The 22,660-nt window shown below is 45.4% G+C and carries 12 protein-coding genes and 1 other annotated feature; of the genes, 6 read left to right on the top strand and 6 right to left on the bottom strand.

The features are described from left to right. On the bottom strand, window positions 1-2,460 hold the full coding sequence (thrA, locus tag ITG09_02895) for a bifunctional aspartate kinase/homoserine dehydrogenase I (protein UPR52616.1): 2,460 nt from the start codon (window positions 2,458-2,460) through the stop codon (window positions 1-3). A gap of 29 nt (window positions 2,461-2,489) precedes the next feature. Beyond that, window positions 2,490-2,609, bottom strand: a sequence feature (Thr leader region). 317 nt (window positions 2,610-2,926) lie between these two features. Here thrA and ITG09_02890 point away from each other — a divergent pair. Beyond that, complete coding sequence (locus ITG09_02890; protein ID UPR52615.1) at window positions 2,927-3,403, top strand: ribonuclease regulator; 477 nt, start codon at window positions 2,927-2,929, stop codon at window positions 3,401-3,403. 112 nt (window positions 3,404-3,515) lie between these two features. Here the strand turns inward: ITG09_02890 and ITG09_02885 are convergent, their stop codons facing one another. Then, entirely contained in the window at window positions 3,516-4,001 is a 486-nt protein-coding gene (locus ITG09_02885) for a putative 4-hydroxy-4-methyl-2-oxoglutarate aldolase (protein ID UPR52614.1), read from the bottom strand. A gap of 47 nt (window positions 4,002-4,048) precedes the next feature. Between ITG09_02885 and ITG09_02880 the strand changes: the two genes are divergently transcribed. Continuing rightward, complete coding sequence (locus ITG09_02880; protein ID UPR52613.1) at window positions 4,049-4,207, top strand: ribonuclease activity regulator protein RraA; 159 nt, start codon at window positions 4,049-4,051, stop codon at window positions 4,205-4,207. Between the two features lie 372 nt (window positions 4,208-4,579). Continuing rightward, window positions 4,580-5,296: a two-component system response regulator ArcA gene (arcA, locus tag ITG09_02875; protein UPR52612.1), complete on the top strand. Its 717-nt coding sequence runs from the start codon at window positions 4,580-4,582 to the stop codon at window positions 5,294-5,296. Between the two features lie 124 nt (window positions 5,297-5,420). On the opposite strand, the gene ITG09_02870 is transcribed toward arcA, so the two are convergent. From ITG09_02870 to ITG09_02855, 4 genes are all read right to left on the bottom strand, one after another. After that, window positions 5,421-5,864 (bottom strand): hypothetical protein, encoded by a 444-nt coding sequence (locus ITG09_02870; GenBank protein UPR52611.1) that lies wholly within the window; start codon window positions 5,862-5,864, stop codon window positions 5,421-5,423. Between the two features lie 7 nt (window positions 5,865-5,871). Beyond that, window positions 5,872-8,241 carry an aerobic respiration two-component sensor histidine kinase ArcB gene (gene arcB / locus ITG09_02865; protein ID UPR52610.1) on the bottom strand — a complete coding sequence of 790 codons (2,370 nt, stop codon included), beginning with the start codon at window positions 8,239-8,241 and terminating at the stop codon, window positions 5,872-5,874. A 174-nt stretch (window positions 8,242-8,415) separates the two neighbouring features. After that, window positions 8,416-10,167, bottom strand: a complete 1,752-nt coding sequence (locus ITG09_02860) for a diguanylate cyclase (GenBank protein UPR52609.1) — start codon at window positions 10,165-10,167, stop codon at window positions 8,416-8,418. A gap of 91 nt (window positions 10,168-10,258) precedes the next feature. Further along, a complete protein-coding gene (locus ITG09_02855; protein ID UPR52608.1) occupies window positions 10,259-11,212 on the bottom strand; it encodes a TIGR01212 family radical SAM protein in 954 nt (317 codons plus the stop codon). 530 nt (window positions 11,213-11,742) lie between these two features. Here ITG09_02855 and gltB (ITG09_02850) point away from each other — a divergent pair. The 3 genes from gltB (ITG09_02850) (at window position 11,743) to gltB (ITG09_02840) (ending at window position 22,651) form a co-directional block, all read left to right on the top strand. Continuing rightward, window positions 11,743-16,290, top strand: coding sequence for a glutamate synthase large subunit (gene gltB / locus ITG09_02850; protein ID UPR52607.1), 4,548 nt, complete (start codon window positions 11,743-11,745; stop codon window positions 16,288-16,290). After that, entirely contained in the window at window positions 16,290-17,759 is a 1,470-nt protein-coding gene (locus ITG09_02845) for a glutamate synthase subunit beta (protein UPR52606.1), read from the top strand. Before gltB (ITG09_02850) ends, ITG09_02845 begins: the two co-directional genes overlap by 1 nt. Before the next feature lie 428 nt (window positions 17,760-18,187). Continuing rightward, a complete protein-coding gene (gltB, locus tag ITG09_02840; GenBank protein ID UPR52605.1) occupies window positions 18,188-22,651 on the top strand; it encodes a glutamate synthase large subunit in 4,464 nt (1,487 codons plus the stop codon). Window positions 22,652-22,660: the final 9 nt, after the last annotated feature.

Here is a 22,660-nt window from a genome sequence, read left to right as displayed (position 1 = left end):
CTAAACTCCTAATTTCCAACCAAGAGTACGCATCACATCAGAGAATACGCCTGCTGCTGTTACTTCAGTACCCGCGCCGTAACCACGCAGTACTAGAGGGATTGGTTGGTAATAACGGCTGTAGAATGCTAATGCGTTCTCGCCATCTTTAATCTTGAACATTGGGTCGTCGCCATCAACAGCAGCGATACGAACCTTACACTTACCTTCAGCGATTTCGCCAACATAACGAAGTACTTTGCCTTCTTCTGCTGCGATAGCTGACTGCTCTTTGAAGTAAGCATCCGCTTCTGGCAAGCGAGCCATGAATTCTTCAACCGTACCTGAATCATCAAAACCCGGTGGTAGAGCTTGGTCAACTTCAACATCTTCAAGTTCAAGTGCCATACCTGCTTCACGAGCAAGAATAAGTAGCTTACGCGCCACATCCATACCAGATAGATCGTCACGAGGATCCGGTTCAGTGAAGCCGTTATCTTTTGCAATATTGGTTGCTTGGCTCAGTGTCATGCCTTCATCAAGCTTGCCGAAAATGTAAGACAGTGAACCTGAAAGAATGCCGTTGAACTTCTCAAGTTCATCACCTGCAGAGATTAGGTTCTGTAGGTTTTCGATTACCGGTAGACCAGCACCTACGGTTGTTTCGTACATCAACTTACGACGAGAGTTACGTGCCACTTCACGAAGCTGATGGTAGTAAGCCATGCTTGCTGTGTTTGCTTTCTTGTTTGGTGTTACCACGTGGAAACCTGCTGCTAGGAAATCAGCGTACTGCGCCGCAATACCTTCGCTAGACGTACAGTCAACCAATACAGGGTTGATGATGTGGTTACGTTGAACCAAAGCAGTTAAACGCGCTAGGCTAAACTCTTCTGTCGCACTCGACATACGGTCACGCCACTGCTCTAGCGGTAGACCATCGCTGTCTAGCAACAAACCTTTGCTGTTTGCTAAACCACATACGCGAATCACGATGCCTTTTTCAGCCAGTTTGCCTTGCTGACGTTGGATCTGGTCAACAAGCTCGCCACCAACACCGCCGACACCCACAACGAATACGTCTAGGAAGTGTTTAGAGTTAAATAGGTTCTCGTGACACGCTTTGATTGCTTCAGAGATTTTATCTTCAGGGATAACTGCTGAGATAGCACGCTCAGATGAACCTTGTGCAATCGCAACAATGTTAACGTTCACTTCAGCTAAAGACGAGAAGAACTGAGAAGCAACACCGCGTGAAGTGCGCATACCGTCACCCACCAGCGTTACAATTGCTACGTCGTCCATGAACTCAACTGGCTCTAATAGGCCATCTTTAAGTTCAAGTTCAAACGCGTCTGACAACACTTGCTTCGCTTTTACTTTATCAGCCGATTCAATACAGAAGCTGATGCTGTACTCAGAAGAAGATTGAGTAATAAGGACAATAGAAACGCCAGCAGAAGACATCGCGCCAAATACACGACTCGCCATGCCTACCATGCCCTTCATGCCAGGGCCTGATACGTTAACCATTGTTAAGTCACTTAACGTAGTAATACCTTTAATTGCTAGGTTATCTTCGCCAGTGTCTTGACCAATCAAAGTACCCGCACCCTGTGGGTTAAAGCTGTTTTTGATCAAACAAGGAATATGGAATTGCGCGATAGGTGCGATTGTTTTCGGGTGTAGAACCGAAGCGCCAAAGTAAGAAAGCTCCATCGCTTCTTGGTAGCTCAATGACTTAAGCAGACGTGCATCATCAACTAAGCGTGGGTCACAGTTGTAAACGCCGTCTACATCTGTCCAGATTTCACAGCAATCAGCACGTAGACATGCCGCTAGTACTGCCGCCGAGTAGTCAGAGCCGTTACGGCCAAGTGTGACTAATTCGCCTTTATCGTTACCAGCCGTGAAGCCCGGCATGATATTTACGTGGCCTGTAGGAAGTGGGGATTGACGGAAGTTCTGAGTTGAAACATCCACATCGACCATGGCTTCAAGGTGATCACCTTTAGCGTAAAGGTATTGAACTGGGTCAATCAGGCTAGCTGGTTGGCCTTTCGCTTCAAGTACCGCTTTCATCAACTGGATTGAGATTCGCTCACCTTTACTGATGATACGAGCATTAACATGATTCGGGCACATACCCAGTAGGTTAATACCGTTTACGAACTGCTTTAGCTGAGCAAGAGAAGTATCAACCTGCTCTTGGAACGCAGAACCATCAATAGAAGGAACAATAGCTTGAATATCTGCAAACAGTGCAGCGAATGAGGATTCGATCTCTGTAATCTGTGCGTCTGCTTCACCATTTTTCAGTGCAGCTTCAATAACAGCGACCAACTTATTGGTTGTTTTTCCTGGAGCCGATAGTACAACGGCTAGCTCTTCTTGCTGGGCATTATTAGCGATGATATCAGCTGCTCGTAAAAAACGATCTGCATCAGCTAATGATGAACCTCCAAACTTTAAAACGCGCATCCCTTTCTCCATAAGTCATAAAAATGGTACAAAAAAAGGCCTGTATCTTGTTGGATACAGGCCTTTTTTTTTTAAATCCGTTACTTAGCAGCCTGCCCCAACAATGTTAATGTCGGTAATAATAATGGTTGTGGTCATTACTAGGTGGCTTACGTGCTGCATATCAAATTCTCTGCTTGTGCTTTACTCTACGTGTATCAATTTTTACCACTGGACGTCAATGAAAAGTTGCGTTTTTTTTACATTCACACCGTTTTTCAGAGCAAACCGTCATTTAAGGGATAAAACACCCTGTATAAACCTTCACTTAAGGTACTGGATTTACTCATTGAACAAGCAAGAGTAATCAGTTGCATATATAGTCATAACAAAATGCTATATCGATTGTGCAGCGAGCGTACAAGTTCTGTGCTTTAATTGAACGATAACGTTCGAAGAACAATAATAATGACATCAGGAGTGGGAAATGAAGAGATTACTTATTCTTTTAGCTTTTGCTATGCCTGTTGTTTGTTCAGCGAATAGTTCGCCTCTACTGAACGGTTTACCATTACTTCCCAGTCAAATCGATCGTTCATCTCATAAATTCTTTATCTCAACGCAAAATGCCTCAAGTGAAAGCTTCGACACTTGGAAAATCGACAGTGGTTACTCATACAGTCTGTTTGCTGATGTTGACCTTTATGTAGGGACACGTATCAACAGCGATTCACTTAAATATGAAAGCGGATTTTTAAGTGGTGTCAGTTATCAGTTCTCAGAAAGGGTCTCTTTTAACAGTTCTTTGCACACCTATAAAGACGAAGAAGAAGACAACGAGAAGTCAGTAGCTGCAGAAGTGTCAAGCCGAGTGCAACTGACAGATAATCTAGATTTGCATGCCACCCTTGATTATGAAGAGTGGCAGCAAGGTGTTGAAGTAGGACTAGGATTTCGCTTTTAATCTCTTTAGATTGTACTTTGTTTACTAACTAGCTCGGATTGAGCTCTAAGCTTTCAACACATCACAATCCATTCCCCGACCTAATCTATCATCGGCATTAAATTTGAGTTAATTACGATTCAATTAACAACTCAGATGAAATTAACACGCCATTCCAATCGGCATAAATATAGTCACCAGGCTGAATCAGCTGATTATGTATAGAGAGCGTAACATTCACTTGGCCTACGCCACGCTTCTCGGTTTTGAATGGTGATGCACCTAGCGCCTGAACGCCCAGGTCCATTTGCGACATCATGCCAACATCTCGCACAGCACCATTAACGATCACGCCCTCCCAACCATTTTCTATTGCAAGAATAGCGAGCTGGTCACCAAGCAGTGCTTTTTGGCACGAGCCATTTCCGTCAACAACCAGCACTTTGCCGCTGCCGTCGGTCTCTAAAACCTCGCGAACCTTGGAATTATCGTGATAACAACGAACTGTTACAATTTTTCCAAAGAACGCACCACGTTGACCGAAGTTCTGTAATGGTAAGTTCAGTAATGTGACTTTGCTTTCAAACTCATCACACAAGTCGGGTGTTATATCGTGCATATATCCTCCGTGAGTAAGGCGTTACCTGTTAAGTCAGGCGAACCTCTATGCTTTTATATGTTATTAGAATTAATCCTTTGTTTTCATTGTTCTATGCTCAATCTAATAATAATAAAAAGTTGATTGAACACATTTATCTACTAGACTCTAAGGACAGCTTTCAGCTTCCTTGGTTCATATTCTTGTCTTTAGCAGGTGAGATGTGAGAACCATCTCGAATAATCATTCTTGTTTTGCTGCTAAATAATCACCATAACATTGGTTAAGTTGTAGCCATACTATTAAAGTTTGTTGCGATACGGCAATTGATGTAAATCAACAAAGTGAATGGAATTAACATTCTCGCATTGTTAGCATGCTGTTAACATTATAGAATCCTCTCAAATCACTAAAAGAATGATTGAAAGGCGTACTGGATCTACGTTATTGGGCAATACTTCAAGGAAGGCAGATAGCTGGAAGTAAGTGTTTTTTTGAAAACTTTGAGTTATCATCAAAAATACATTACCTGTATGTTATGTTTTTGCCTAGAATTTATTCTATTAGCACAGTTTCGTCACAAATTTAGGTACCGCCAAATGCAAACCCCGCAGATTCTTATCGTTGAAGATGAGCAAGTAACTCGTAACACTCTAAAGAGTATTTTTGAAGCAGAGGGATATGCTGTTTTTGAGGCTAGCGACGGTGAAGAGATGCACCAAGTGCTATCTGACAACCAAGTTAACCTTGTAATTATGGACATCAACCTTCCAGGTAAGAATGGCCTACTACTTGCGCGTGAACTACGTGAGCAAGCAAATGTAGCGCTTATGTTCTTAACGGGTCGTGATAATGAAGTCGATAAGATCCTTGGCCTAGAGATCGGTGCTGATGACTACATCACTAAGCCTTTCAACCCTCGTGAACTGACTATCCGTGCACGCAACCTTCTGAACCGTTCAATGAGCACAAGCTCTGTTCAAGAAGAGAAGCGTAGCGTTGAGAAGTACGAATTCAACGGTTGGGTACTAGATATCAACAGTCGTTCTCTGGTTAGCCCAGATGGCGAAGGCTACAAGCTACCTCGTTCAGAGTTCCGTGCTCTACTTCACTTCTGTGAGAACCCAGGTAAAATCCAAACACGTGCAGACCTTCTTAAGAAGATGACTGGCCGTGAGCTTAAGCCACACGATCGTACTGTAGACGTAACAATCCGTCGTATTCGTAAGCACTTTGAATCTGTTTCTGGTACGCCAGAAATCATCGCAACGATTCACGGTGAAGGCTACCGCTTTTGTGGTGACCTAGAAGACTAATTCGATTCGCGTTTCTAGCCGTTTAGCACTTAGTGATTTAACAGTAGAAGCGCAATCAATAGTTATTAAAAAGGGAGAATGCCAACGCATTCTCCCTTTTTTGTTGTTCTAAATTGGGCAAGGTTTAGTAAACCGTATCAACCTTAACGTCTTTCTCCACCAGCCACTTCACGGTTTCGCCATCTTTCAGTTCAACCGCAACATCAACAGGCTTGTCACTGTCGATCTCTAGCTGCCACACAAAAGCGACTTCCCACTGAGTTTCACTGTGCGTTCTTAAATCAAGATCGTCAGCCGTCACTAACAAGGTATCTGCACCCTGTTTTACCGTAACGCTTTCAACCGCTAGCGTTGCTGGCAGCTCTGAGTCTGATTCTAGGTAGATAGCACCATGCAGTGTCTTATCTTGAGTCTCTCCAATCGTTGGCATCTTGTTGTGCCAAAGATTGCTTTTCATTGTTACTGTCGTTGCAGATACTTCAACTTGGTTACCTTGCTGCCATTCTACTTGCGGTGCAGAACAACCTGCTAATGCCACTACGCATGCGGCGAATGCTAATTTTTTCATTATTCTTCTACCTTTGGTTTAACCAACTTTTTAGGACTTCAATGTCATTCTGGTATTCGTTATTAATTTCATCGACCCAGTCTGAAATATTCTCCCACCAAGCAGGCATATCTGGAGACTGAGCTTTCTGAGCAACTTGCTGTATGCGTTTCAAACCAATAGAACCTGCCGCGCCTTTAATCTTGTGCGCCTCAGAAGCGATACTGGCTTGGTCTTTCGCGACCATGTTGGAGTTCAATATTTCCATATACTCCGGCATCATATCTTCAAACATTGTGATGCTATCCAAAACCGGTTTCGGTCCAACAATGTCAACATAAGACTCTAGCATATCAATATCAAGCAAAGTGGTATCAATCGCTGAAAGAACAGGCTTGCTCGCGTCGACTTTATCAATGCTCTCTACCTTATCCGTGCGTGCTACTTTTTCAATAACCTTTGGTGCATCTTCGATAAGTTCGCTGATTACATCTTGGATAGCCCGAACTGATAGCGGTTTACTGATCGCTTCGTCCATGCCTTTCTGGAAATACTCTTGCTTGTTGCTTAATACGTTCGCCGTTAATGCGACTAAAGGCGGTAGCTGGCTGTATTTCTCGCGGTAATATTGGGCAATATCGAAACCAGTCATGTCTGGCAGTTGGATATCCAGTAATACCAAGTCATAGTCTTCAGGATTAAAAGCAATTTGTGCCTCTTTGCCTGTCATCACTACTGTCACTTCATGGCCAAGGCTTTCAAGTAGAGAACGAGCCACTGTGATATTGAGTTCAATATCTTCGACCATAAAGATCTTAAGGTTCGACTGCTTTCTTGGTGTTTTGATCAGAGCTTGAGTATCGTGATTCACTGGAACTCGAATCGAAACCGTAAAGGTACTACCAAAGCCCTCTTCACTGGTGACTTCAATGTGGCCATCCATCATATTGATCAGCTGTTGAGATACAGCAAGACCAATTCCGGTACCGACAGCGTGTAAGTTGTCCGTTCCCGACTTCACCTGATAATACATCGCGAAGATCTTCTCGATTTCACTTTCAGGGATACCAATACCAGTATCTTCCACTTCCATCGTAATGTTGGCAAAGTCACCATCAATGTCGGCGCTGACTGTCATCACCACACCGCCATCTTTGGTGAACTTCATGGCGTTACTAACAAGGTTCCACAGTACCTGTCTAAGACGAGTACCATCCACCTCAACAGCAGCAGGAAGATCAGACAACCTTTCTAGATCGAATCTCAATCCTTTCTGCTCGGCCATCAATGCAGAGATACTTTCGATCTCGACAACGAAATCTTCAAAATTGATAGGGGTTGGGAAGAGTTCAAGCTTACGGCGGTCGAACTTATCCATGTCGATAATATCGTTAAAGATATTACCCAGTGTCACCGCGCTTACCTTGATGGTTTGCATCTGTTTACGTTGCTCAGTGGTCAATTGGCTATCGAGCAGCATACGGCTCAAACCAATGATGCCGTTAAGCGGTGTTCTTAATTCGTGGCTAATGGTTGAGATAAAGGTGGTCTTATCGCGACTGGCTTTTTCTAGCGATTCTTGATGCTCTTTGCGTTCGGTAATATCTCGGCCAAAACCGACTAAGCCCAAATGACGACCATCCTTACTGTAGAAAGGCACTTTACGCAGTTCAAAGTAGCTCTTACGGCCATCTGGATATTCAAGCCATTGGTCGTAAGTCAGGGCTTGGTTGTCGGAAAATACCTTCTTATCTGTTTCAACAACTTGTTGAGCGACCTCTTTGCTGTAGACATCCCAAGGCGTTAAACCAACTAGCTCTTTTTCTGTTTTACCAGTGAGCTCTTCAACCGCACGGTTACAACCAGAGAACACACCATCTTCATTACGATAGTAGATAAGATCAGGAGAAGCATCGATAAACGAGCGAAGTAGAGCCGTACGTTCTGCTAGTTCAAGTTGGGTTCGCTCGCGCTGGAACACCTCGTTCTCGAGATCTTGCATTGCTTCTGCACGCGCTTCTTCCGCCTTTTCACGCTCTTCAATTTCTTGATTAAGCTTCTCAATATTAAGCTGCATTTTATTATTGAGCTCTTGGTCTCGTTCACGCATATCGCCAAGTTTAGAGACCAATTTCGCTAACCTTTGACGAGACTCTTCCAGCTGGTCTACGACCACAGATAGGAAATAAACCGCCCAAGGCGTGATCACTAAACCGAAGAAAACTGAACGGACAATGTCGATATCATCAACATTGCCTTTGAGTGCGAGCGTGATACCGACTTGCACAACAACAGCGAGGGCAACAAGCGCTAGGGCGAGTAAGATAGAAAAGCGGACAATCCCCAGTTTTACGAGTAGATCCACGTAATACTGGGCAAGATTTTTCATGGGTTTCATTTAGCGCTCCATGCGATAAGACTAGCAACATTCTACCCTGTTTGAAGATAGGAGGTAAGCTAGCTACATCACACGCAGCAAGTGTTCAGCGGTAATTTCGAAGGTTAATTAACCAATACAAATACTAACCAAGCAAAAATAGCCGGGGATAATCAAATTGCCAATTTTATAGAGTTAGCGAATTGAGTATGGATGCACCATTGAACGGTTGCGACCGTCTGATTTCGCTTGATACAGCGCACTATCAGCTAAGGCAACGGCCGACTCCATTTCATCATCAGGTGTAGGGATGTAAGAGATAATACCAATACTCACCGTGATGAATTCAGAGACCGACGACTTCTTATGATCCAACTCCAATTTAAGGACTTCATCATGGATACGCTGTGCCACCAGCTGAGCACCTTCGGTCGTTGTATTTGGCAGAATAAAGCCGAACTCTTCGCCACCATAACGAGCTACACAATCAGATGAACGATTCAACACCTGCTTAAATGCCTGCGAAACCTGAATCAAAGCATCATCGCCTTGTTGGTGTCCGTAAAAGTCGTTGTAGCCTTTAAAGAAGTCGATATCACACAGCATGATCGTCAGTGGCAACTTCTCACGCACATGATAATGCCACAGTGTAGAGAGCTGTTCATCAAAACGACGTCGGTTAGAAACCTGGGTCAAGCTGTCCATAAAGCTGAGACGTTCAAGCTCAAGGTTGGCTTCTTCAAGTTTCTGCTCTGCAAGGTAACGTTCGGTGATATCACGTGCCATAATCAACACACCATTAGTACTTGATGCTGGATCTCTAAACGGTGATTTCACAACATCATACCAAGTGTACTCTCCATCACTGGAGACCACCTTATCGATATATCGTAACGATTTACCATGATGGAGCACTTGATGATCGGTGTCTGAGATACGCATATACATACTATTAGGCACGACATCTTGCAGGCGCTTACCCACTAAATCACTGACCTCAGAGATACCAAGCGCCGCCACAAACGGCTTATTACACGCTTGATAAACCATGTTTTCGTTGAAGATACCAATCGAGTCTGGACTCGCTTCCAAGATGTTCTGCAAGATGGTGTCACGCTGTGCAAGTGCCACTTCGGTATCTTTGCGCTTCTCCATTTCGCCACGCAGTTTCTGCTGCATGTCATACCAATCGGTCACATCATGGCTAATAGAGAGCGTGCCGATGGTTTCTCCATCTTGGGAAAGAAGTACACTTTGATAGGTTTCGAGCAAACACCCTTTTCCGTCCTGATCGGTTGTCCACGAACGTTCACTAACACGGCCTTTCAATGCGCCACCAGAAACACTCAAGGTGCCCTCTTCTGGGCGACCGTTCCAAAACTTTTTAAACGAACGATTACTCGCGACCAACTCACCCTTTTGATCTTTCACGTAGATCAGCTCAGACAAAGAGTCCAAAGCGGTACGAGCAACATTCAGTTCCCGAACTTCTTGGGACAGTTCTTCGTTGGTGTTCTTATAAGGTGAGGCGTGAATCATCCAAGTCTGTTTATTTCGAAAATGAATCTTACGACCGACGAGGTTGATCTTAAACGACTCAAATTCAGAAAGCGCCCACAGGGAAACCTGATCGAAGGATCGAGAGTTGATGTGATTGGTTAAGTAGTGACGAAAGCTGTTCTCACTTTCCACGGTAGGAAAGCGAAAATTAACGCCGATTTGGCGGATACCAAGCAACTGCATGGCTTGGCGATTGGCATAGAGTATTTCGCCACTTCGAACATCAACAAAGTAGAGTGGCGACGGGGTAGCAAGTAGAAGCGTTTCGATATGTGACTGATAACGAGAATAGAGATGCCAGCAGATGAGAGCAATCAGCAATGCAACAACGATATAAATACCGTAGCCATACGCCCTGTCCCACAACCAAGTCATTACCAGTTCCATTTACTCTCAATCTATACCTTAAAATCTGTGAGGGAAATGTTACCACTATTTGTTGGTTTTATCTGCTGTTACCTACAGTCACCCATTTCTATTAATTGGCTGCGTTTAAAACAGGCAATGTGTACTCGAATGCAGAGCCAGCTTTGATGCCTTGAGCACCGGTTTTATCGAGCGAACGACCTATTTCAGTCATCGCTAACCAGCGGTTTTCACACCATAAAGGAGAGAGTAACGTTGGGCGTCTCGCCGCTGAAGAAACACGGTGATAAACCACATCGGCAGGCGTGCGTTGAATGATCTCACTCGCGATATCAATGTACTCTTCAAGGCTTGGTGCTTCTAGCTTTCCTGCCTTCCACGCCTTAGCCATAGTACTGCCCTCTACTATATGAAGGCCGTGCAGCTTAATACCATCGGTGCCAACCGCTAATACCTTATCTAAGGTTTCAAGGTTATCCGCTTTAGTTTCTTTTGGTAGGCCAACAATCAGGTGAGTACACACCTTGATACCTAAAGCGCGGGCGCGTTTGGTGATCGTTTCATACACTGCAAAATCGTGGCCGCGGTTAATTAGCTTGAGGGTTTTATCATTGGCGGTTTGCAGGCCAAGCTCTAGCCAAATCTCATAGCCTTGTTTAACGTAGCCCGCTAACAGATCCAACACCGCATCAGGTACACAGTCTGGTCGTGTGCCAACACAAAGGCCGACGATCTCTGCGCCGGGTGCTTTTAGCGCCTCTTCATACATATTCTTGAGCACTTGCACCTCAGCATAAGTGCTGGTGTAAGCCTGAAAGTAAGCAAGGTACTTCTTGGCACGAGCTATCTCACCCGCACGGTCTTTTAGCTGGTCAGCAATACTTTGAATTTGAGTTTGTTCGTCGACAAAGGAAGCCACGTTACAAAACGTACAGCCTCCACGGCCAATTGTCCCATCTCGGTTTGGGCAGCTGAAACCACCATGAAGCGTCAGCTTGTGAACCTTCTCGCCATAACGACGTTGAAGGTCTTGGCCGATAGTATTGACCAACTCGTGTAATTGCATATTTTCAAAGCACTCAAGTAAATAAGAATGAATATCAGTCTTTTTTTGAAAAAAAATTACATCCCTGCAAAATTCGACCAATTAGTTTACTCAAGGCTTTTTGCGAGCAACCTAACAAATATCAATAAACATGCAAAAAATCGGCTCTATTTGCCTAATGTTGCACATTTGTTAGGCATTAAATTCAAAATAAAACGAAAAAAATGGTCTACATGGGTCAACTTTCATTGCAATTCGCCTAGACAAAATTGTAGGATACTTACACATATTGGCTATTTTTGAGTATTTACTTACAACGAAAACTTGCTAATAAGTCGGTGATATCTAACTCCCACCTATATAAACCACTAGTTTGTGGTTAAAAATAAACAGGTATCACTAAGGATTGTTTTTCTCGCAATACTTTTCCTGCGAGATACGGAAAGGATTCAAACCGCCAGCATAGGCAGGTTTAGACCCATAAATATAAAAGGACAAGGCTAACTTTATACAAATAAGTTGCGCCTAGATTTAACTGGAAGGATGTATCTATGGTAGATCAAGAGCAGAACTCACAGGGTCTGTATACTCCTGAATTGGAGCATGACGCTTGTGGTATCGGTTTTGTTGCGCATCTAAAGAATCGCAAATCTCATGATGTAGTAACTCAAGCACTCGATATGCTTGCACGTATGGAACACCGTGGCGGCCAAGGCTGCGATCCGTGTTCTGGTGATGGTGCAGGTATCCTGCTACAGAAGCCGCACGAATTCTTACTAGAAGAAGCCGTAAAGCTTGGAATTAAACTGCCATCTTTTGAAAAATATGGTGTTGGTGTTGTACTTTTCCCTAAAGATGAACACAAACGTGCACAGTGTCGTGACATTCTAGAACGCAATGCACAGCGCCTAGAGTTAGAAGTTATCGGTTACCGTGAACTTCCAACTGACAATTCAATGATTGGTGCTGACCCACTAAGCACTGAACCTCAATTTGAACACGTATTTATCTCTGGCGGCCCTGGTACTACACCTGAAGAGCTTGAACGCAAACTGTATGTTCTACGTAACTACACGGTTCGTGTATGCCTAGAAAGCGTGTCAAATATTGGTGATGACTTCTACATCAACTCTATGTCTTACAAGACATTGGTGTACAAAGGTCAGCTAACAACAGAACAAGTTCCTCAGTACTTCCTAGATCTGCAAAATCCAACCATGGTGACAGCTCTAGCACTGGTACACTCTCGCTTCTCTACCAATACATTCCCACGTTGGCGTCTAGCTCAGCCTTTCCGTTACATTGCGCATAATGGCGAAATCAATACGGTTCGCGGCAACCTTAACTGGATGAAAGCGCGTGAAGCGATCCTTGAATCGGATCTGTTCACACAAGCTGAAATCGACATGCTACTGCCTATCTGTCAAGAAGGTAGTTCGGATTCATCAAACTTCGATATGGCACTTGAGCTTCTGGTTCTGTCTGGTCGTACTCTGCCACACGCATTGATGATGATGATCCCTGAAGCATGGCAAGAAAACAAAAACATGGATCCAACTCGTCGCGCGTTCTACCAGTACCACGCGAACGTAATGGAACCATGGGATGGCCCAGCATCAGTATGTTTCACCGATGGTGTTCAAGTTGGTGCAACACTTGACCGTAACGGCCTGCGTCCTTCTCGCTACACCGTGACAAAAGACGACTTCCTAGTGATGGCGTCTGAATCTGGCGTAGTAGAAATCGCACCAGAAAACGTTGAATACCGTGGTCGTCTACAGCCTGGTCGTATCTTCGTTGCTGACCTTGAGCAAGGCCGCATCATTTCTGATGAAGAAGTGAAAGACGGTATCGCTAAATCGCAACCCTACGAAAAATGGGTTGAAGAGAATCTTCTAAGCTTGAAAAAGCTACCGGATGCGAGCAACGAATTTAACCAACCTTCTCCAGAGAAACTGCTTCACAAACAACAATCGTTTGGTGTGAGCTCTGAAGAAGTAAACGAAATCATTCTCCCTCTTGCAAAAACAGGCTACGAGCCACTTTCTGCAATGGGTGCTGACTGGCCGCTAGCGATTCTTTCTCACCAATCGCAGCACCTTTCAAACTACTTTAAGCAGTTGTTTGCACAAGTAACTAACCCGCCAATCGACCCGATTCGTGAGCGTATGGTTATGTCTCTGAACACCTACCTAGGTAAAGATCAGAACTTACTTGCTGAAACACCTGAACACTGTCAAAAAGTAGAACTTGAGTCTCCTGTTCTTTCTAACTCAGAGTTAGAGAAACTGCGTGCAATCGATAACGAGCACCTTCAATCGAAGACGCTAGATATCGTATTCCAAGCAAACGGAGACCAAGGTAAGTTAGAGCGCGCACTTAAGCGTATCTGCCAATACGCAGAAGACGCTGTCATTGATGGCTACTCTATCATTCTACTGACTGACCGTGCGGTTAACTCTAACCACGCCGCTATTCCAGCAATGCTGGCGGTTGGCGCGGTTCACCACCATCTAATCCGTAAAGGTTTACGTGCTAAGTGTGACATCGTGGTTGAAACGGGCGACGCTCGTGAGACACACCACTTTGCAACGCTTATCGGTTACGGTGCGAACGCAGTTAACCCATACCTAGTTATCGAAACGATTGTTGAATTGCAACGTACGAAGAAGCTAGATCCAAACGTACACCCACGTGAGTTATTCGATAACTACCGTAAAGGTGTTAACGGCGGTCTACTTAAGATCTTCTCTAAGATGGGAATCTCTACGCTACAGTCTTACCACGGTGCACAAATCTTTGAAGCACTTGGTGTTAGTAAATCAGTGGTTGAAAAATACTTCACTGGTACTGTTTCTCGTATCCAAGGTCTAACGATCGACGATATCGCGCGAGAAGTACTGGTTCGTCACCGTGTTGGTTACCCAGCTCGTGAAATCCCAGCTCAGATCCTTGATGTTGGTGGTGTTTACCAGTGGAAACAACGTGGTGAGAAACACCTATTCAACCCTGAAACGATTTCTCTACTTCAAGAATCGACGCGTAACAAAGATTACGGTCAGTTCAAGAAGTACGCAAAAGCAGTCGATGACCAAGGCGACAACGCAGCAACGCTACGTAGCCAACTTGATTTCATCAAGAACCCTGCAGGTTCTATTCCTCTAGCAGAAGTAGAACCAATCGAGAACATCCTTAAGCGTTTCGCAACGGGTGCAATGAGCTTTGGTTCAATCTCACATGAGGCTCACTCAACACTGGCTGTTGCAATGAACCGCATTGGCGCGAAATCAAACTCAGGTGAAGGTGGTGAAGATCCAGCACGTTTCGAACGCAAAGAAAACGGTGACTGGGAACGTTCAGCAATCAAACAGGTGGCTTCTGGTCGCTTTGGTGTAACGTCTTACTACCTATCTAACGCTGATGAGCTTCAAATCAAGATGGCTCAAGGTGCGAAACCTGGAGAAGGTGGTCAACTACCTGGTGATAAGGTTGATGATTGGATCGGTGCAACACGTCACTCGACTCCGGGCGTAGGTCTTATCTCTCCACCGCCACACCACGATATCTACTCAATCGAAGATTTGGCTCAGCTGATCTACGATCTGAAAAACGCAAACCGTAACGGCCGTGTCAACGTGAAGCTAGTATCAGAAGCTGGCGTAGGTACGATTGCATCGGGTGTAGCAAAAGCGAAAGCTGACGTAGTACTTATCGCAGGTTTTGATGGTGGTACGGGTGCATCTCCGATGTCTTCTATCCGTCACACCGGTCTGCCTTGGGAACTGGGTCTAGCGGAAACGCACCAAACACTGCTGAAAAACGGCCTACGTAACCGTATCGTTGTTCAGTCTGATGGTCAGATGAAAACACCACGTGACCTTGCAGTCGCAACGTTACTTGGCGCTGAAGAATGGGGCGTAGCAACAGCTGCTCTAGTTGTTGAAGGCTGTATCATGATGCGTAAGTGTCACAAGAATACATGTCCTGTTGGTATCGCAACACAGAACAAAACTCTTCGTGAGCGTTTCGATGGCCGCGTAGAAGACGTAGTAACGTTCTTCCAATACATGGCTGAAGGTCTACGTGAAGTAATGGCTGAACTTGGCTTCCGCTCTATCGATGAGATGGTGGGTCAATCGCACAAACTTAAAGTTCGTGATGACATCGGTCACTGGAAGTACAAAAACCTAGATCTAACACCGGTACTGCACATTGAGCAGGCTCGTGCAGAAGATGGTATCTACAACCAAACAACACAGAATCATAATCTTGAAGACGTTCTAGACCGTAAGTTGATTCAAGCGGCGATTCCAGCGCTTGAGAAAGGTGAAGCGGTTACCGCTCAGTTCCCTATCATCAACACGGACCGTTCAGCAGGCACCATGCTGTCGAACGAAATCTCGAAGGTTTACAAAGACCAAGGCTTACCACAGCCAATGAACGTTAAGTTCCACGGTAGTGCAGGTCAATCTTTCGGTGCGTTCCTTGCGAAAGGCGTCAAGTTCGAAGTAGAAGGCGACGCGAACGATTACTGGGGTAAAGGTCTGTCTGGCGGTACTTTGGTACTGTACCCAGATGCGAAATCGACTATCGTTGCTGAAGACAACATCGTGGTGGGTAACGTATGTTTCTACGGTGCAACCTCTGGTGAATCTTTCATTCGCGGTATGGCTGGCGAACGTTTCTGTGTTCGTAACTCTGGTGCGAAGGTTGTTGTTGAGGGTGTTGGTGACCACGGTTGTGAATACATGACAGGTGGCGCGGCAATTATCCTTGGTTCAACGGGTCGTAACTTTGCTGCAGGTATGAGTGGCGGTGTCGCTTATGTTTGGGATAAAGCGGGTGACTTCGAGACCAAGCTCAACGCAGAACTTGTAGACCTAGATCCAATTGAACAAGAAGATAAAGATCTTCTACTAGATATGCTAACGAAGCATGTTGGATTCACAGGAAGTGAAGTTGCTCAGTCTTTCCTAGACAACTTTGAAGCAAGTGTTGCATCGCTGGTTAAAGTCATGCCACGCGACTACAAAGCGGTTCTTGAAAAGCGTAAAGCTGAAGCACAACAGGCACAAACGGAAGAAGTGGAGGCAGTATAATGGGTAAGCCTACTGGATTTTTAGAACACGGTCGTGAGCTTCCAAAGAAGCTCGACCCGTCAGTTCGAATTGAAGACAACAAAGAGTTCGTACTTAACGAAGAGTTTGGTGAAAAGATCAATACTCAAGCCTCTCGTTGTATGGACTGTGGCGTACCTTTCTGTCACAACGGCTGTCCGATTGGTAACATCATCCCAGAATTCAATGATGCGGTTTACCGTGACAGCTGGGAAGAGGCTTGGAATATCCTAAGCTCTACCAACAACTTCCCTGAGTTTACAGGTCGTGTTTGTCCTGCTCCTTGTGAAAGTGCCTGTGTTCTTGGTATCAACCAAGACCCAATCACTATTTGTAATATCGAGAAAACGATTGTAGAAACTGCGTACCGTGAAGGGTACGCAAAACCTAAAATACCACGCTCTCGTACGGGAAAAACAGTTGCAGTTATCGGTTCAGGCCCTGCTGGTCTAGCCGCTGCTGAGCAACTAAACAGTGCAGGTCACTCAGTAACGGTATTTGAACGTGACGAGAAAGTGGGTGGTCTACTTCGCTTCGGTATCCCAGATTTCAAACTGGGTATGGACGTGATTGATCGTAAGATCAACCTAATGGCTGAAGCTGGCGTTGAATTTAAAGTTAACCAACACATCGGCGTTGATGTTAATGCTCAACAGTTACGTCAAGAGTTTGATGTGGTATTGCTAACGGGTGGTTCTACGGTTCCTCGTGATTTACCAATCCCAGGTCGTGAGCTTAAAGGCGTTCATTTTGCCATGGAATTCCTTGGTCAAAATAACCGCCGTGCCAACGACTTAGATCTTAAGACAGAAGAGCTTCACGCTAAAGATAAGCACATTGTGGTTATCGGTGGCGGTGATACAGGTTCTGACTGTGTGGGCACATCAAACCGTCATAAGGCAGCAAGCATTACTCAGGTTGAGATCATGCCGATCCCACCAGAGAAGCGCCCTGCCAATATGCCTTGGCCTCAATACCCAATGATCATGAAGACCACTACTTCTCACGAAGAAGGTTGTGAACGTCATTGGAACATCCTGACTAAAGAGTTCATCTCTGACGATAACGGTAATGTAACCGGACTTCGCATTGCTGACATCGTCTGGCAAGATGCAAAACCAGGTGAGCGTCCAGGCTTTGATGAAGTCGCGAACTCTGAACGTGTTATTCCTTGTGACATGGCATTTCTAGCAATGGGCTTCTTACACCCAGAGCCAACAGGCGTGCTGGCTCAGCTCGACATTAAGCTGGACGAGCGTGGTAACGTTGCTTCTGAAGGTTTTGCGACTAACCAGAAAGGCGTTTTCGCTGCTGGTGATATGCGTACTGGCCAGTCGCTAGTCGTTCGTTGTATTAATGAAGGTCGTGAATGTGCAATTGCCATTGATGACTTCTTAATGGGTAACTCAAACTTAGAAGCGAAAGCAGATTCACTCATGCTTTCCGCATAATATTTCTCGGGCTAGCGTCAATGACGTTAGCCTAGGGAAAAAGCAACACCCTTCCTAACTTTTATATTTGGCTAGCACTCGATGCTAGCCTTTTTTCTATCTGGCCTTCGGCGTTTTCAAAAACACCTTGTTGTATATGTTAAATATCATTAACATTCATCTTGCATATCTCATTGATATCCATCGACTATTTTAGATTATTAAGTGGCTAATCGCGTTTATGCATGATAATTAACCATGAACTTGACCTTAAACACAATTAGCTATACGTTGTAAAGCTGATGAAAATAAAATCAATCGGTTTTGTTAACACAACCAATAACGTTTTAACTGGCTAAAGCAAACTATCAGTTTACAAAAAACAACAAGTACATGAATAGTTAGTCATTTACTGTCTGGATGACAGAGAAGCAAAAGGGAGAATTGCAATGGCTCTATATGATCCTAGTCTTGAAAAAGACAACTGTGGATTTGGTTTAATAGCGCAAATGGAAGGCCAACCTAGCCATAAGTTGGTAAGAACTGCTATTTCAGCCCTAGATCGCATGACACACCGTGGTGGTATCGCCGCGGATGGTAAAACCGGAGATGGCTGTGGCTTATTACTACAGAAACCAGACTCCTACCTCAGAATTATTGCAGAAGAGAATAACTTCAACCTCGGCAAGCAATACGCTGTCGGCATGATTTTCTTCAGCCAAGACCCAATCAAAGCGCAATCCGCACAAGACATCGTCAATAAAGAGCTCGCTCAAGAGACCTTAACTATTGCGGGTTGGCGTGTAGTGCCGACCAATACAGATGTATTAGGTCCAATCGCCAAAGATTCGGTTCCCAATATTCAACAAGTGTTTATCTCAGCTCCTGCAGGTTGGCGTGAGCGCGACATCGAACGACGCCTATATATTGCTCGCCGTAGAATTGAAAAGCAGATCACCGAAGACAAAGATTTTTATATCTGTAGCCTTTCAACACAGGTAATGGTCTACAAAGGCCTATGTATGCCTGCCGATCTACCGCGATTTTACCTCGATCTTGCTGACTTACGCATGGAATCAGCAATATGTCTGTTCCACCAGCGTTTCTCAACCAACACACAGCCGCGTTGGCCATTGGCTCAACCATTCCGTTATTTGGCGCACAATGGTGAAATCAATACCATCGAGGGTAACCGCCAGTGGGCCAAGGCTCGCGCCTATAAATTCTCTTCACCGCTGCTGCCAGATTTACAAACGGCCGCACCTTTTGTGAATGAGACGGGATCAGATTCATCAAGCCTAGATAACATGCTCGACCTGTTCCTTGCTGGTGGTATGGATGTGTTCCGCGCGATGCGTATGCTTGTGCCGCCCGCTTGGCAAAACCACCCAGACATGGATCCTGAGCTTCGTGCCTTTTACGACTTCAACTCCAAACATATGGAACCATGGGATGGCCCTGCGGGTATCGTGCTATCTGACGGCCGTTATGCTGCGTGTAACCTAGACAGAAACGGCTTACGCCCTGCTCGCTATGTCATCACAAAAGACAACCTAATCACCTTGGCATCCGAAGTCGGTATCTGGAATTATGCGCCAGACGAAGTGGCAGAGAAAGGACGCGTCGGCCCTGGTGAATTGCTCGTTATTGATACTCGTCGCGGTAAACTATGGCAATCGAACGAGATCGACAATGATCTGAAAGGCCGTCACCCATATAAAGAGTGGATGGATAAGAACGTTCACAAATTAACACCGTTTTCCGCACTAGCAGATGATCAAGTCGGTAAACGTAATTTTGATGATGACACTCTAAAGACCTATCAAAAACAGTTTGCGATGAGCAACGAAGAGTCAGACCAAGTACTGCGTGTACTCGGTGACATGGGACAAGAAGCGGTCGGCTCGATGGGCGACGATACGCCAATGGCAGTGCTGTCTTCTAAAGAACGCTTAATCACCGACTATTTCCGTCAGAAGTTTGCTCAAGTAACCAATCCACCGATTGACCCTTTGCGTGAAAAACACGTTATGTCTCTGGCAACCAGTATCGGCCAAGAGATGAATGTGTTCTGCGAAACCGATGGGCATGCTTACCGCGTGACGTTTGATTCACCGGTGCTGCTTTACTCTGATATGCAGCAGCTTCTGCAATTAAATCAAAAGCATTATGGTCATGCGATTCTTAGCATGCACTATGACCCAGCAGAAAAAGAGCTCGAACAAGCCATCAACGACTTGTGTGATCGTGCAGTTCAAGAAGTACGTGACGGCGCCGTTTTAGTTGTGCTTTCAGACAAATGTTTAGAGAAAGGTAAGCTACCCGTTCCTGCAGCCATGGCGGTCGGTGCAGTGCAAACTCGACTTGCAGACACCAACCTGCGTTGTGATGCTAACATCGTGGTTGAAACAGCAACCGCACGTGACCCACACCAATTTGCAGTGCTGCTTGGCTTTGGCGCCACCGCGGTTTACCCGTATCTCGCTTATGAAGCTCTGGGCAAAATGTTGGACGATGGTTCATTAGATAAAGACTATCGCACTGCATTGCAAAATTACCAAAACGGCATCAACAAAGGTCTGTATAAGATCATGTCGAAGATGGGTATTTCTACGATTGCCTCATATCGTTGTTCGCAACTTTTCGAAGCCGTTGGCCTACATTCTGACGTTGTTGATCTGTGTTTCCGTGGCGTAACTACTCGTATCCAAGGCGCTAGCTTTAGCGACTTCCAGCAAGATATCTATAACCTATCTCGTAAAGCATGGACAAAACGTAAACCACTGGAACACGGTGGTTTACTGAAATACGTACATGGCGGCGAATACCACGCCTATAACCCAGACGTAGTCAGTACCTTGCAAACCGCCGTAAAGACAGGCGAAACATCAGATTATCAATCTTTTGCGAAGCAAGTTAATGCTCGCCCTGCTGCCATGCTGCGTGACTTAATGAGCCTTAAAAAAGCAGCTCAACCTCTAGCATTAGACAAAGTCGAACCAAGCAGTGATCTCTTTAAACGCTTCGACTCTGCAGCGATGTCGATTGGTGCCTTGAGCCCAGAAGCTCATGAAGCACTAGCCATGGCGATGAACCGATTAGGAGGCTACTCCAACTCTGGTGAAGGTGGTGAAGATCCACGACGCTTTGGCACTGATCGTAATTCTCGTATCAAGCAGATAGCTTCCGGTCGCTTTGGTGTGACACCACATTACTTAACCAATGCGGATGTTCTGCAAATCAAAGTTGCACAAGGTGCGAAGCCGGGCGAAGGTGGCCAACTGCCAGGGCATAAAGTCACCGCAGAAATCGCTAAGCTGAGGTACTCCGTTCAAGGGGTAACACTGATCTCCCCTCCTCCGCATCACGATATTTATTCTATCGAGGATCTGGCGCAGCTTATTTTCGACCTTAAACAAGTGAACCCTAAAGCCTTAGTTTCAGTGAAGTTAGTATCGGAACCGGGTGTAGGCACTATTGCCACAGGTGTAGCGAAAGCTTATGCCGACTTGATTACGATCTCCGGTTACGACGGCGGTACTGCAGCAAGTCCACTGACCTCAGTGAAATATGCAGGTTGTCCTTGGGAACTTGGACTAGCAGAAACCCAGCAAGCACTGGTTGCTAACGGGCTTCGTCATAAGATCCGCCTACAAGTCGATGGTGGTCTGAAAACCGGTCTCGATGTGATTAAAGGCGCGATTTTAGGTGCTGAAAGCTTTGGTTTTGGTACCGCGCCGATGGTTGCAATGGGCTGTAAGTTCCTACGAATTTGTCACCTAAACAACTGTGCAACGGGTGTGGCGACTCAAGATGAAACACTGCGCCGCGAATACTTCAAAGGTCTACCAGATATGGTGGTTAACTACTTTACTGGCCTAGCCGATGAAGTCCGCCAATACCTTGCAGAGCTTGGTGTAGAAAAACTTACCGACTTGATTGGCCGTACTGATTTGCTTGAAGCCGTTCAAGGCCTCACTGCGAAACAGAGCAAACTCGATCTATCTTCAATACTCGAAGCTCCAGTTTCTCCAGAAGGTCACCCACTGTTTTGGACCGAGCCAAATGCACCATTTGATAAGGCGCAACTCAACCAACAGATCCTTGATGATGCACTCGATGCAATTGAGAAACGTCAATCCACCAGCCTTTACTACAACGTGATCAACACAGACCGCTCGATTGGCGCTCGTATCTCTGGTGAAATTGCTAAGCGATACGGCAACCAAGGGATGGCAGGTTCACCAATCAAGTTATATCTCGACGGTACCGCAGGTCAGTCTTTTGCAGTTTGGAACGCAGGTGGCGTAGAGCTTTACCTAACAGGCGATGCCAATGACTATGTTGGCAAAGGCATGGCTGGCGGCAAAGTGGTTATCAAGCCTCACCAAGGCACTGCATTTACTTGTAACGAAGCGACCATCATAGGCAACACCTGTCTGTATGGCGCAACTGGAGGCAAACTATTTGCCGCAGGTACTGCTGGCGAACGATTTGGTGTACGTAACTCAGGTACGGTTGCGGTGATTGAAGGTGCAGGTGACAACGCTTGTGAATACATGACAGGCGGTATTGTTGCGATTCTTGGCGCGACTGGCGTCAACTTCGGCGCCGGTATGACAGGTGGTTTTGCTTATGTCATGGATAAGAATGAAGACTTCCAAGGCCGAGTAAATAACGAGTCGGTCGAGGCTCTTTCTCTGTCTGACTTATTTATCCACCAAGAACATCTGCGTGGCTTAATTGCAGAACACTTAGAAGAAACAGGCTCAGTACACGCTGAAGCTATTCTGGCGAACTTTGATGAATGGATTCCGAAGTTCTACCTAGTGAAGCCAAAGACGGCGGATCTCAACACCTTGCTCGGCCACCAAAGCCGTAGCTCTGCTGAACTTCGTGTTCAAGCGCAATAATTGGAAGGA

The sequence above is a fragment of the Vibrio cyclitrophicus genome (genome assembly GCA_023206055.1).
Lineage (GTDB): Bacteria > Pseudomonadota > Gammaproteobacteria > Enterobacterales > Vibrionaceae > Vibrio > Vibrio cyclitrophicus_A.
This window is presented reverse-complemented; position numbering and strand designations above follow the sequence as displayed.